We start from the raw sequence: 13994 nt of genomic DNA, 5'->3' as shown, positions 1-13994 counted from the left end.
ACCCTACAAGTTTGTGTACAATGGAATTATCTTCAATTTCGCGAGAAGTAAAGTTCCGGTTGTTGAAGATATTGAGGTAGGGTGCTATCTCAGGTGTTAGAGAGAGTAAGACAGGCTTGTCCTGCGTCTCTTGTTTGATCGCCGTAGGACGAAGTCCGCGCGAAGCATCAAGCGCGTCTTTAAGACGTGGGAGTGCGTCAAGTTATAGAATCCTCGCGCTTTCTGTGCTATCCTTCCTCAATCCGCGATCGCGCTCGATTGAGGACTGTCGCACTTTAGTTCAAAAAAGAGAGTAATTTCCTGATACAACTATTACTTGATATTGTCGAAATCGTTTAATTTTTTGGAAAAGTTCGCTCGCTTGTTGACATTAATGGTTTAGGTCTTTTAGAATTAGGGAATAATTTGGATTGACTTGTGTGTCAGTGCGCTAATCAGAAGCTCGATTCTGACCGCCAAGGGAAAAACCAATTTGATGAGCTTTAGGGAACTTCCTTAAAGCGTTGTGGGACACCACCGTGCTTTCCAAAGTCCGCTATGACTGCTTTACTTTTACAGTTAATGTCGAGTATTGTCCAGTCTTGAAGTGTCAGGAAATGATTGCATGAGGCTCAAACATTTAGGGTTGGGGTTGGGATTAATTTTATTTTCTGCATCCCCAATCATCGCTTTGGAACAGAAAAAAACATTTTATCAGGAATCAGAATTTCTCATTGCTCATGTGAATCCAGAAGTGATGAGAATTCTCAATGAGACGATTGAAAAAAATCCTGATGATCCCCAACCTTATTTACAGCGAGGATTAGCATTTAATCATTTAGAAGAATATCAAAAAGCGATTCAAGATTTTAATCAGGTGATTAAACTGGATTCCGATAATGTGGATGCTTATAATTTTCGGGGAACAATGCACTATCGTTTAGGACAGTATGAGCAAGCCCTTGCGGATTATAATCAAGCAATGAAACTTGATTCTGATTATGCGTTGTTGTATTTTAATCGCGGTTATGTCAAGGTTGAATTAGGGGAAATTGAAAGCGCGATCGCGGATTTTGAAACAGGAGCAAATCTGTCCAAACAACAGGGGGATCTCAATACATATCAGCAAGCCCAAGCCCTGATTGAAAAAGTCAAAGTGTCCCCTGAATCGATTCGTCCCACTGAACCCAATCATACCCATAATTAAGAGAATTAGAACGCGCGATCGCGCTATCTTTCTTAAGAAGTTTCTTCACTTTGAGTGGTTACTGGTGTCTTTTCTTCAGCAGGAAAAACAGATAATAACTGATCGACACTTGCATTTGGATCAAGAAAAGAAAACAGATGTTTATACAGTAATGTTCCTTCTTGATCTAACACAAATTGGGCGGGTAAAGGTGCGCCTAAAGCCTGACCAACGCCATACTTACGGAAGACACTGCAAGTGGGATTACTCAGTAAGGGTAACTTCATTCCTAAGTCTTGAACCACTTGTTTGCTTTGTGGAACATCTGTACTCGTAATCATTAAAACTTCAATCCCTCGCTCTGTAAATTCTTGATAGCGTTGGTTTAATTCAACAATATGAGGGTAACAAAGGGGACAATATTGCTTGTCAGTAAAAATGCGCGTAAAAGCGATTATGACTGGTTTTTGATCGCGATAGTCATTGAGTTTGATTTGTTGATCATTTGTGATATCAGGAAGTTCAAAATTTGGCGTTTTTAAGCCAAGAATCAGAGGACTACTCGCAGGAAGGGGAAAAAAGTTATTGAAAAAGCGTTGATTCAATAAACCGCTAAAATTAGTTAAAGTTAACATCTTGACCTATAAAAAACTGCTACTTATATTTTTTATTTTAAGGGATACTTCCTTGCCCTTTACTCCTCACAGGAGGTGATATAGCAGTTCTCAATCATTCGTAATGGGAGGAAAGCTCAGGGATTGCGCCTCAAGAAAAAGGGTATCATAGAAGTAATGTGATTTCAAATCTCATTAGCCATCGAATCGGTTTTAATATCATGTTCCCCTTTAAATTAAGCCTGTGTGCTGTGAGTGTACTACTTTTTTCCTCTCTGGTCACTCTCAATGCTAAATCTTCACAAATTCCTGCAACAGTAGCGTCTGTTATCGATGGGGATACGATTAAGGTCATTGAGAAGGGAGAAGAAGTTACAGTGCGGTTGGCTTGTATTGATGCGCCAGAAAGAGGACAACGGGGAAGAGAAGAATCAGTACAGTGGATGGAAAGGTTATTATCAATTGGTGATGCGGTGGAACTACGTTTAATCACAACGGGTCGTTATGGGCGACAAATTGCGGAAGTGTATCAGCAGGGACAACTGGTGAATTTGAAACTGGTGAGATCAGGACAAGCTGTGGTTTATGAAGACTATATTGACCCCTGTGATGCCAACCGTTATCGTAATGCTCAAGAACAAGCGCAGCGATCGCGCCAAGGAATCTGGGCATATCATAATCCCATTATGCCTTGGAATTATCGCCGAGGAGAACGTCATCAGCCCATTCCGACCACAACAACGGCTGAAAATCTTCCCAGTTGTATTGATGGCGACTGTGACTGTAAACATTTTTCCACACAAGCCCAAGCGCAACAGGTTTTAACTCGCTTTCCCGAAGATCCCCATCGCTTAGATGGAGATAATGATGGTGTTGCTTGTGAAAGTCTTCCCTAGATTCACTGATATCGCGCCCAGTGGAGTGAGATTTTGATTTCTCCTCATCCACTGGCTTCAATGACCCCCACCTACTTCGTGAGGTGGGGGAGTGGGGAGAGATCACCTCCCCGTAGCTGCGAATAGAGCCATGAGCGGTTAACGAATAAACACCTCCAGATGTTTCTCTAGTTTGGATTAAATGTGAGGGGGTGGAATCTCGCCCAACTGGGTTAGTCCAGGACACAGCGTTAACCGTGGCGTAAGAGACGTAAACCTGATTCGGAGGGATTATCTCCTATGAACCGAATTCCCGTAGTTTCCAAAGATGGGCAACCGCTAATGCCGACCAAGCCCAGTCGGGCCCGTAAATGGATAGAGTCAGGTCGTGCTATTAGCAAGTGGAGCGATTTGGGCCTGTACTACGTTCAGTTGCTTCAAGAACCATCAGGAACTGAAACTCAACCCGTCGTGGCGGGACTAGACCCTGGCAAATCTTATTCTGGGGTTGGGGTACAGTCGGCAAAATGCACACTGCTCCAACTGCATCTCATTTTGCCATTTGGTAGAGTTCGATCTCGAATGGATCAACGTCGCTTATTGCGTCGTAGTCGTCGTTCCCGACGCATCAATCGGGATGTGCCCTTCAAACTGAGAAATCATCGCCAAAAGCGGTTCGATAATCGCAGAGGCAAAAAGCTAGCTCCCTCTATTCGAGCATCCAGACAACTGGAAATTCGAGTGGTGAAGGAGATTGCCAGCATTTACCCCATAACCGCCATTGGTTATGAGAAAGTGAGGGCTGATGTTGACCTGACCAGTGGGCGCAAGGGTGCGCGTTCTGGTAAGGGCTTTTCTCCCGTGATGATTGGACAGCAATTCTGTATCTCAGAACTCGAAAAGATAGCTCCTGTTTATGTGCGTGAAGGATGGCAGAAAGACGGCAACGGCACTTCTCAGCTTCGCACTGCATTAGGACTGGTGAAGGATAAGCAAAATAAGTCTGAAGCCAAGCCCGAAACCCATTCTGTTGATGGTGTTGCTTTGGCTTGCGGGTACTTCATTCAATTTCGGCGTTTTCACAGTTCTTGTGGTCACGGTAAAACTTGGAAGGGTAAGGTAACCACAACCAATTCTCAGTTTCGCATCATCACTCGCCCTGGTGCAGTCAAGCGTGGCAAGGAGTACGGCGTATTCCGTCGCCAGCTTCACTTTGAGATTCCAGGTCAAAACGGAGTTAGGAAGCGCAAAGGCGGAACTATTACCCCTTGGGGGTTTAGGGTGGGTGACTTAGTTCGTGCTACTAAAGGTAAAACCGAGTCCATCGGGTACATTGGCGGCTACAGCGAAGTCAATAAAGTTATGTCGCTGTATGACTGGCAATGGAAGCGAATCGGGCAGTTTTCGGTGTCAAAAACAACGTTAATCAGGAGGTCAAATGGTCTATGCGTAGCCTAAGAGGTGGTGAGTCTCAACCGCATCGAGCGGTATCGACTCACCCGCTTTCCTCCCCCACCTGTTCCGAGGTGGGGGAGTCCCACGGATCTTTTGTTGAAATTGGTTATTGCAATTGTTCCCGCAACTGCTTTTGCGCGTTTTCCAGTGCTTCTGGTAACTTAGACGCATCTTTTCCGCCAGCTTGGGCGAGGTTTGGGCGACCCCCGCCACCACCACCGCAAATTTTAGCGATACCGCCAATAAATTTACCAGCTTGTAAGCCTTTTTCATTCACTTTTGGGCTAAATGCAGCCACTAAACTAACTTTTCCTTCTGCGGGAACTGATCCTAGAACCACCGCTGCTTCTCCTAGTTTTTGTTGGAGGCGTTCGGCTGCGGTTTGTAGGGCTTTTGCGTCCATGGCTTCCACTTGGGTCACTAAAACTTGGAAGTCTCCCACTGCTTCTGCTTCAGCAAGGAGTTGATCCGATTTAGCAAGGGCGAGTTCTTGTTTTACCGCATCCAGTTGTTTTTGGGTTTGTTTCAGTTCCGATTGTAAGTTTTCAATGCGATGGGGAACTTCTTCTGGCTGGACTTTGAAATGTTTACTGAGATCGCGCACAATTTTTTCCCGTAGGTTGAGATATTCTAAAACAGCAGGACCAGCGACGGCTTCAATGCGACGCACCCCCGAAGAGATCCCAGTTTCGGAGATAATCTTAAACAGTCCAATTTCCGCGGTGTTATTGACATGAGTTCCGCCACAGAGTTCCATGGAAACCCCGGGAACATCAATGACGCGAACAATATCATCATACTTTTCTCCAAACATCGCGATCGCGCCTTTTTCTTTAGCATCATCAAAAGGCATCACATCCGATTGCGTGTCATGGGCTTCAGCAATCCATGTATTAATGGTATCTTCCACTTGCTGTAACTCGTCAGGGGTAATTTGACGGGGACAGTTAAAATCAAATCGTAAGCGGTCAAAGGCGACCAAAGAACCCGCTTGGGAAACAGAAGGGTCAATGATTTGTTTGAGGGCTGCTTGTAGTAAATGGGTTGCTGTATGATGGGCTTGAGCGCGACGACGACAGGCGCGATCGATGGTTGCGGTAACGGTATCCCCGACGCGGATGATTCCCCGTTCAATGCGTCCGATGTGAACAAAGATGCTAGATTCTTTTTGCACATCTTCAATACGGACTAAGAGATTATCTCCTGAAAGATAACCGCGATCGCCAATTTGTCCTCCAGATTCGGCGTAGAAGGGGGTTTGATCCAGCACCAGTTGCACCTGATCTCCTGCTTCTGCTTCTTGGACGGTTTTTCCTTGTACTAAGACTGCTTCCACTCTTGCGCTAGCGTGAGGATTGGTATAGCCAACAAATTCAGTGGGATGAACACTTTGCGCCAGTTTATCCAGACTTCCCTGTACCATTAAATCAATGGTTTCATGGGCTGCTTGGGAACGCTGACGTTGTTTTTCCATTTCCACTTCAAACCCATCGAGATCCACGGTTAAGCCTTTCTCTTCCGCGATTTCTTGCGTTAATTCTAAGGGGAAACCATAGGTGTCATACAGAACAAACGCATCCTCGCCAGAAATCTGTTGGCTTTCTTTTTGCAGAATCTCCCCTAAGAGTTTCTCCCCTCGTTCTAAGGTTTCCAAGAAACGGGATTCTTCGCGCTGTAATTCTTGTTTAATTTGTTTTTCTCCTTCGCGCAAATTAGAATAATGGTCTTCCATCAGCGCGATCGCGCTTTCAGCAACATCTTGGGTAAACTCGCGGGTAATCCCTAACAACCGTCCATGACGCACCACCCGACGAATCAAACGGCGGAGAATATAACCGCGTCCCAGGTTAGAAGCTGTTACCCCATCTGCAATCATGTGAACCACAGCACGCACGTGATCGCCAATTACTTTCAGAGAGACTTGTTGCTTCTCATCCGCTTGCGAATAATCTAAATTGGCAATTTCTGCAGCGGTTTTAATAATCGGGAAAATGAGATCCGTTTCGTAGTTATTGGGGACTTGTTGTAGGATTTGCGCCATCCGTTCCAATCCTAACCCTGTATCAATATTTTGATTCTGTAACGGGGTGAGATTCCCTTCACTATCTCGATTAAACTGCATGAAGACAAGATTATAAAACTCAATGAAGCGGGAGTCATCTTCTAAATCAATCTCTTCGTCCCCTAATTCGGGATGAAAATCATAATAAATCTCGGAACAGGGACCACAAGGACCGGTGGGACCCGCAGCCCAAAAATTATCCTCTTCACCCATGCGTTGAATGCGATGCGGTGCAACCCCAATTTTATCCCGCCAAATGGCAAAGGCTTCTTCATCCTCTTTATAAACACTGGGAACGAGGCGTTCTGGGTCAAGACCAAATCCTTCAGTGGAGAGTTCCCACGCCCATTGAATCGCTTCTTCTTTGAAATAATCGCCAAAACTGAAGTTTCCTAACATCTCAAAGAAGGTATGGTGACGTTTGGTGCGTCCCACATTTTCAATATCGTTGGTGCGGATACACTTCTGAGACGTTGTCGCGCGATTGTAGGGGGCTGTTTTTTGTCCGAGAAAGATCGGCTTAAACGGAAGCATTCCCGCAATGGTCAATAAAACCGTCGGATCTTCTGGAACGAGAGATGCGCTGGGTAACACTTCATGTCCCCGCTTGGCATAAAAGTCGAGAAAGGTTTGGCGAATTTGATTCCCGCTAAGATATTGAGGAGCGTTAGGCATTAGTCTTTTAGTTTAGAGAGTTAAAATAACGACAGTTTATCTCCCATTCTAAAAACTTTTGTTGCCATTGCTTGGGCTTAACATTTCGAGATGTTTCTTGACAGGGGCGAAATATTTGCAGTAATTGCGCTATTACCGTAATCTTTGGGTTTAACGCTGCTCACTCGCGCCGACGTCTCGAAGTTAACAAACCTAGAAATTTCTGCTACGATAGACCTACCTTGGGTGATGTAATGTAAACAACAGTTCCTTCTCATGTCTGACTTAACCATACCGCTTGAGAAGTTTCCAGCGACCGTCCTCGAACTGGATAATGGCTTAACCGTAATTCACCAGCAACTGACCGCAACACCAGTGGTGGTAACGGATGTTTGGGTGAAAGCTGGGGCAAGACAAGAACCGTGGTGGGGAACGGCTCATTTTCTAGAACATTTGATTTTTAAAGGAACCAAACGCATCCCGCCAGGTTGGTTTGATCATGTCATCGAAAATTGTGGGGGAATGGCAAATGCAGAAACCAGTTATGATTTTGCCCATTTTTTCTTGACCACAGCAGGTTGTTATTGGCATCAAACCTTACCCTATTTAGCAGAGTTGCTGTTACAAGCAGAAATTCCTGAGGAAGAGTTTCTCTGTGAACAGGGTGTCGTTTTAGAAGAGATTCGACAAACGGAAGACGATCCCGATTGTTTTGCCTTTCAAGCCTTATGTGAAACGTTATATGACCAACATCCTTATGGACGTTCGATTTTAGGGACAGAAGAAGCCTTATTAGCGCGATCGCCCAATCAAATCCGCTGTTTCCATCGGACGTATTACCAACCGCAAAATCTGACCATCGTTGTTGTGGGAGATGTGGATCAAGAAACAGCATTAGCAGGGATTGAGTCGGCTTTTAATCCCTTTAGTGTGCCTTCGGAATGTCCCCCGTTTGAAATTGCCCCACAACCCCAATTAACAACCCCTCAACGGCGAGAAATTCGTTTACCCCGTTTAGAAGTGGCTCGGTTAATTATGGGCTGGCGTGGGGTGGGAATTGAAGACTGGGAAGATGCGGTGGGGTTGGATTTACTCTCGGTGTTACTGGCGCAAGGGAATACGTCTCGTTTAGTGCGAGAATTACGAGAAGAGAAACAGTTGGTTTATGAAATTGGCAGTGGCTTTTCTCTGCAGCAAGATTCCAGTTTGTTTACGATTAATTGTTGGTTAGCCCCCGAAAATTTGGCAAGGGTTGAAGCTATATTGCGCGATCGCGTTTTAGAATTGCAAACCCAACCAATCACGGAAAAAGAACTCAACCGCGCTAAACGACTCCTCTGTAACGATTACGCCTTTTCCACCGAAACCCCAGGACAACTGGCTGGCTTATACGGCTATTACAGCACCCTCGCCCAAGTTCAAATGTCTTTGAGTTATCCCCAGCGCATCCAACAGCTACAACCCGAAGAACTGCAACAGTTAGCAAAAACTTACTTATCTCCCGATCGGTATGCGCTCACGGTCATGAAACCATTTGAAACAGCGTCTGGTACAAATGAGTGATTTCGCATCGATCAAAAAATCTTCTTTCCTCACCGTTAAGATCAAATCAGACCAAACCAGCCATAGATCATGAACTCAATGCTGATTCGCCTTGAAGATATTTGTAAAGTATATGGGACGGGAAACACTGCGGTTCATGCCCTCAATCATATTAATCTCATTGTTGAAGAAGGGGAATATTGTTCCATTATGGGGGCTTCTGGTTCAGGAAAATCAACGGCGATGAATGTGATTGGTTGTTTAGATCGCCCCACCAGTGGACGCTATTACTTAGAAAATCAGGACATTTCCCAGTTACCCAACGCAGCGTTAGCTGAGATTCGCAATCGAAAAATTGGGTTTGTGTTTCAACAATTTCATTTACTCCCTCATCTTAGTGCGGTGGATAATGTGATTTTACCGATGATTTATGCGGGGGTTTCTCCTGATGAACGGAAAGAACGGGCGATTTTAGCGTTAGAAAAAGTGGGATTGGGGAGTCGGTTGTATAATAAACCCAATCAACTCTCAGGGGGACAGCAACAACGGGTTGCCATTGCTCGCGCGATCGTCAATAATCCTCGTTTATTGCTCGCTGATGAACCCACAGGGGCGTTAGATTCCCGCACGGTGAGAGAAGTGTTAGATATCTTTAAAGAACTCCATGAAGGAGGGATTACTGTAGTCATGGTGACTCATGAAGTGGATGTCGCCCGTGAAAGCAAGCGCATTATTTGGTTCCGTGATGGGGAAGTGATTTATTCTCATCTCACCCCCGAAGAAATGTTAGAAGTTGCGGTATCCTGAAAAAGAAAAGTAGAAGTGACTGCCAACAATCCTTTTCTCAACCTAACCTACGAACCTGCCCTCGAAACTCTTGGCGAAGACTATTATGATGTGGTTTCTGCAGCAGAGTTTCCTCAACATTTCCTCCGTTTTCGCAATGATGACCTCCTCCTCTCTCTGCTCAATTTAGATCCAACGCAGGTGGATGATGAGCATTTTATTGAAGCCTTTGGACAATTCCAAGGGGTGCGCCCATTCCTCGCCTTGCGTTATCACGGCTACCAGTTTGGAAATTATAATCCCTTTCTCGGTGATGGACGGGGATTTTTATATGGACAAGTACGGGGAAAAGATGAACGACTCTATGATTTTGGCACGAAAGGATCCGGACAAACGCCCTATTCTCGCAATGCCGATGGACGGTTAACCTTAAAAGGGGGGGTACGAGAAGTCTTAGCATCAGAAGCCTTACATCAATTAGGCGTGCGAACGTCTCGTTGTCTCAGTTTGATTGAAACGGGGGAATCCCTCTGGCGTAATGATGAACCCTCTCCCACTCGCGCTTCTGTGATGATCCGCATCAGTCATGCTCATATTCGCTTCGGAACATTTGAACGGTTAAGCTATTTAAACCGTCCCGACTTAATTAAGAACTTATTAAATCATGTCATTACCTATTATTATCCCCACTTAAAAACTTCTCCTGATGCCTATGGGGAATTTTACGCGGAGTTGGTGAAGCGAGTGGCGGAGTTAGCAGCACAATGGATGGTTGCTGGTTTCTGTCATGGGGTTCTCAATACGGATAATATGTCAATTACAGGGGAAAGTTTTGATTATGGCCCCTATGCGTTTATTCCCACCTATAATCCTGCGTTTACTGCTGCTTACTTCGATTATTCGGGTTTATATCGCTATGGCAATCAAGCCTACATCTGTCACTGGAATTTAGAACGGTTGCAGGGTCCCCTAAATCTCGCCATGTCGCAAAAAGATTTAGACTTGGGCTTGGCTGAGTTTGACAGCCATTATCAGGCAACCTATCGCCAGTTAATGAGTGAGAAGTTGGGCTTTGTTTCTCTCTCCACTCCCAATGCGGAAGAGTTAGTGGCAGCAACAGTTAACTTATTACGAGATTCTCAAGTTCCCTATCATCGCTTTTTTGCAGAGTTGGGGAATTGGTTTAGTCCGCAGTGGCGAGACCACTCACACTTGATTTTAGAGAATGCAGAGTTTGTGAAACAACTGCGAGAACAGTCTAGTCTTTGGGAACAGTGGCAAACGGTTTATCAGGGCCTATTACAACAGTGTACCGATGCGGAATTGGAACAGGTGGAGTCGCGTCTGCAAGCCAAAAATCCGCAAACGGCTTTACTGCGTTCTGTTATTGAATCGGTCTGGGAACCGATTAGTTTAGATAACGAGTGGGATCCCTTTTATGCGTTATTGGAACAGATCCGACAGAAGAAATAATCGGAAGGGGGAAAATCACTTCGACGGTTGTTCCTGGTTGATCCGCTATCACCAAAAATGAGGTTAACTTTGTTTCGCTTGCTTAACCATCGCAATTAAGGTGTGGTGTGCATCTTCTGAATCCTGGAGGGGATGATCAAACGGAATGCGTAGTGGAATCGAAGTTCCCCCAACGGTTGCCGATAGATTCATGCCATCGGTATCCACAGAATTGAGAATTGCAGATTCTGCTTCTGGTGTCTTGCCAAACGTTTTTGCATAAAGTAGAACCGCATCACTGTGATCTTCATTCATGTGTTGACAAATGCGATCGCTGATTTGGGGCGTTAAGGGATCAGCCATAATCGAGACAAAAATTAACGACATCTTCCAGTTTACTGGTTTTCTGGGGGTAGGCAAGGTGAGGACGGTCAATAATAATTAAAGGAATATCAAGGGCTTTGGCGACGGCTTGTTTCGTATCTTCCCCCCCAGCACTTCCTGAAGCCTTAGTGATGATTAAAGAAATTTTCCATTGTTCACAGAGGGCTTTTTCTAAGTCGTAACTGACGGGAGGACGTAACGCCATCAGTTGTTTGTGAGTAAATCCTGCTGCTAAAGCATTTTCGAGAGAAGTCACCGTGGGTAAGATGCGGGCAAATAAAAGGGCATCTTCCTGCCATGATTGAAAGTAAGAGAGGGCTTTATAGCCAACGGTGAGTAAGACTCGCTGTTGATGCAAATAATCGCCGTTGATGAGGGTGTCGAAACTATCTAAAATTAGGGTATGAGGATCGTTGTCTGAAGATAATGCAGGGCGTTCGTAGCGTAAGTAAGGAAGATTGAATTGATTCGCCAGCGCAATTACATTTTCCGAAACCACGATCGCGTAAGGATGAGAGGCATCAACAATTATCTTAATTTGATTCTCTTGGATCAGTTGCGCCATTTCCTCTCGGGACAGTGCACCCACTTTAATGGTCATTAATTCTGATTTTGGATACAGCGCGATCGCTGCTTCTGTGGTTACACTCACTAGACAGTGATAACCATAACCCATTAATTTCTCGGCAATCACCACACTTTCACTTGTTCCACCAATCAACCAAATCTTTCTCTTCATCTAGGAATTGCCACTTTTCATTCACCCTTGTTTAGAGTTACCAAAGAACAAAGAACGAATAACAAAAACCAATAATTTTGTCTTTTAAGCCATTAAGTAACAACATTCATAAAAAAAGGGTTAACCAAAATGGTCAACCCGTTGCAGCTTGGGAACGCGCAGTAAAGACGTTTTTAGAAAACGCCCCTACCAAGTTAGGATACTGATTACTGAACCACTAACTTAACGTTGGCATTTTCCAGACCACGTTGCTTCGCTTCTGCGAGGGTTTTATTAACTGCATACTTTTGGTTAATGGAGTTAATTAACTCAGTTTGATTATGCTTTTTCGCAACACCCCAAAGATCAGCAATCAGGTCGTAAGTGCCATCACTGTTTTCAGACCAACCTAAATCGTATTCCCCTTCTAATTGCGCTACGATATCCGCACGAAGACGTTGACCATTATAGCCACGAACATCCGCATTAGTTTTAACGGTTAGACCCAGGTCGCTTAAGGACGTTTTGAGAATTTCCGCGTTGCTAATTTTGGTACGGAGAGTGCTAAAGTGGGACATTGTGATTTCCTCCTAAAGTTGAGAGATGAACATTAACTGGTTTTGACATAGGCGATCGCACCATGTTACAATCGGTTACGATCTTTGGTTTTAGACTGCTAGCTAATTTGCTAGCCCTTCTCCCTGTTGGCAGCAGGAGAGAAAGCCTGTTAGAACTCCAGTCGCTGATATTCGGCGACGGAGGATGACGCAGGTCGTGCGCGTTGGTGCGCCCATTCTCGTAGTGCATTGACCTGTTCTGTCATCGTTCGGGACAGTGGAAGTGTGGACTTCAATGCAGCAATAATATCAAGCTGCGTGAACTCCCGATCTTGAGCAAAAGCATCATACATTGCAGCGATTAGTGCTTGCTCAATTTCTGCCCCAGAAAAACCTTCAGATAGTTTGGCTAATTGATCCAAATCGAAGCGAGAAATATCGGAACGCCGTTTTTGTAAATGAATACGGAAGATATCTCCTCGTTCTTCAGTATTGGGTAAATCGACAAAGAAAATTTCATCAAAGCGTCCTTTCCGTAAAAATTCCCCAGGTAAACGTTCGACGCGGTTTGCCGTTGCCATAACGAAGACGGGAGACTCTTTTTCTTGCATCCAGGTGAGGAAAGAGCCAAAAATTCGGCTAGAGGTTCCGCCATCAGAGTCTGATGAACCGGCACTTCCCGAGAAGGCTTTGTCCAATTCATCAATAAATAAGATCGCTGGAGAGATGGACTCAGCAGTTTTCAGTGCGTTGCGGAGATTCGCTTCTGACCGTCCAACAGTCGAGCCATCGTAAATGCGACCCATATCGAGACGCAACAGTGGGAGTCCCCATAGGCGAGAGGTTGTTTTCGCAGTTAAGGATTTTCCGCAACCTGGAACGCCTAAAATTAACATTCCCTTCGGTTGGGGAAGCCCATAGTCTCTTGCCTTTTTGGTAAAGGCTTCCGACCGTAATCTGAGCCAACGCTTCAGTTCCTCTAACCCCCCAATGTTATCTAAAGTTTCGTCTTCTTCCAGAAACTCTAGAATGCCATTGCGACGAATCAGTTGTTTTTTCTCGGAGAGAACGACATCCACTTCCGATTCACTAAAGCGTTGCGAAGTGACATAAACCTTGCGGTAAACTTTTTCTGCTTCATCACGAGTTAAACCCAAGGTAGCCCGTAAGAGTTTCTCGCGCACGCTACTGTCAAGACGACTTTGCTTAGTTCGTTCCAGTTGCTTGGTAAGAACCTGATCTAACTCTGCTAAGTCTGGCAAAGGATAGTCGAGAACCACCACTTCTTTTTCTAACTCGATGGGAACTTGTTGCACTGGGGACATCACAACGATGATCTTGTCAGTACCCTTAAAGCTCGCGATCGCGTCCCGTAACCAGCGCGTTGTTGCTGGGGAATCAATAAACGGATGCAAATCCTTAAAAATATAGATTCCAGCTTCTTTTTGGCGAACCACCCACTCAATTGCTGCTTCGGGAGACACAGTGTTACGCTGGGGAGTTTGCTGGGACTTTCCGTATTCTGCGATGCCATGGGTGACCGTCCAGACATAGACGGGGCGGGACTTGGCCTGTTCCGCAATCTCGGAAATTGCTTGCTCAGCCCGTTCCTCCTCAGGAGTAATGAGGTAGATAAGAGGATATTGAGCTTGAATTAGAACACTGAGCTCTTCGCGCATGGCTTTTCACCTTATCGTTTGATGTTTTCCCTTGATGAGCAACGCACCATC

At 45.1% G+C, this 13994-nt stretch carries 12 protein-coding genes; 6 read left to right on the top strand and 6 right to left on the bottom strand.

The window, feature by feature from the left end; genetic code table 11:
• The first annotated feature begins 604 nt into the window (after positions 1-604).
• Entirely contained in the window at positions 605-1186 is a 582-nt protein-coding gene (locus PCC7418_RS01750; RefSeq protein ID WP_015224456.1) for a tetratricopeptide repeat protein, read from the top strand.
• Positions 1187-1218: 32 nt separating this feature from the next.
• On the opposite strand, the gene PCC7418_RS01745 is transcribed toward PCC7418_RS01750, so the two are convergent.
• Positions 1219-1800 (bottom strand): peroxiredoxin family protein, encoded by a 582-nt coding sequence (locus tag PCC7418_RS01745; RefSeq protein WP_015224455.1) that lies wholly within the window; start codon positions 1798-1800, stop codon positions 1219-1221.
• A 230-nt stretch (positions 1801-2030) separates the two neighbouring features.
• Between PCC7418_RS01745 and PCC7418_RS01740 the strand changes: the two genes are divergently transcribed.
• Positions 2031-2675, top strand: coding sequence for a thermonuclease family protein (locus tag PCC7418_RS01740; protein WP_171814876.1), 645 nt, complete (start codon positions 2031-2033; stop codon positions 2673-2675).
• 279 nt (positions 2676-2954) lie between these two features.
• Complete coding sequence (locus PCC7418_RS01735) at positions 2955-4112, top strand: RRXRR domain-containing protein (RefSeq protein ID WP_015224453.1); 1158 nt, start codon at positions 2955-2957, stop codon at positions 4110-4112.
• 103 nt (positions 4113-4215) lie between these two features.
• Here the strand turns inward: PCC7418_RS01735 and alaS are convergent, their stop codons facing one another.
• Entirely contained in the window at positions 4216-6846 is a 2631-nt protein-coding gene (gene alaS, locus PCC7418_RS01730; protein ID WP_015224452.1) for an alanine--tRNA ligase, read from the bottom strand.
• A gap of 255 nt (positions 6847-7101) precedes the next feature.
• On the opposite strand from alaS, the gene PCC7418_RS01725 reads away from it, so the two are divergent.
• The 3 genes from PCC7418_RS01725 to PCC7418_RS01715 all read left to right on the top strand — a co-directional run bounded on the left by PCC7418_RS01725 (position 7102) and on the right by PCC7418_RS01715 (position 10626).
• Complete coding sequence (locus PCC7418_RS01725; protein WP_015224451.1) at positions 7102-8388, top strand: pitrilysin family protein; 1287 nt, start codon at positions 7102-7104, stop codon at positions 8386-8388.
• Between the two features lie 69 nt (positions 8389-8457).
• Entirely contained in the window at positions 8458-9174 is a 717-nt protein-coding gene (locus PCC7418_RS01720; RefSeq protein WP_015224450.1) for an ABC transporter ATP-binding protein, read from the top strand.
• 15 nt (positions 9175-9189) lie between these two features.
• A complete protein-coding gene (locus PCC7418_RS01715; protein ID WP_015224449.1) occupies positions 9190-10626 on the top strand; it encodes a YdiU family protein in 1437 nt (478 codons plus the stop codon).
• Between the two features lie 63 nt (positions 10627-10689).
• Here PCC7418_RS01715 and PCC7418_RS01710 read toward each other — a convergent pair whose 3' ends face one another.
• The 4 genes from PCC7418_RS01710 to PCC7418_RS01695 all read right to left on the bottom strand — a co-directional run bounded on the left by PCC7418_RS01710 (position 10690) and on the right by PCC7418_RS01695 (position 13943).
• Complete coding sequence (locus tag PCC7418_RS01710; RefSeq protein ID WP_015224448.1) at positions 10690-10968, bottom strand: DUF2470 domain-containing protein; 279 nt, start codon at positions 10966-10968, stop codon at positions 10690-10692.
• A complete protein-coding gene (locus PCC7418_RS01705; protein WP_015224447.1) occupies positions 10961-11728 on the bottom strand; it encodes a cobalt-precorrin-6A reductase in 768 nt (255 codons plus the stop codon). Before PCC7418_RS01705 ends, PCC7418_RS01710 begins: the two co-directional genes overlap by 8 nt.
• Before the next feature lie 206 nt (positions 11729-11934).
• A complete protein-coding gene (locus tag PCC7418_RS01700) occupies positions 11935-12285 on the bottom strand; it encodes a DUF1257 domain-containing protein (protein ID WP_015224446.1) in 351 nt (116 codons plus the stop codon).
• Positions 12286-12434: 149 nt separating this feature from the next.
• Positions 12435-13943 carry an AAA family ATPase gene (locus PCC7418_RS01695; protein WP_015224445.1) on the bottom strand — a complete coding sequence of 503 codons (1509 nt, stop codon included), beginning with the start codon at positions 13941-13943 and terminating at the stop codon, positions 12435-12437.
• Positions 13944-13994: the final 51 nt, after the last annotated feature.

Origin of the sequence: Halothece sp. PCC 7418, assembly GCF_000317635.1 — a bacterium.
Taxonomy (GTDB): Bacteria; Cyanobacteriota; Cyanobacteriia; order Cyanobacteriales; family Rubidibacteraceae; genus Halothece.
The sequence above is the reverse complement of the archived record's forward strand: the minus strand, read 5'-3'. Positions and strand labels throughout refer to the sequence as shown.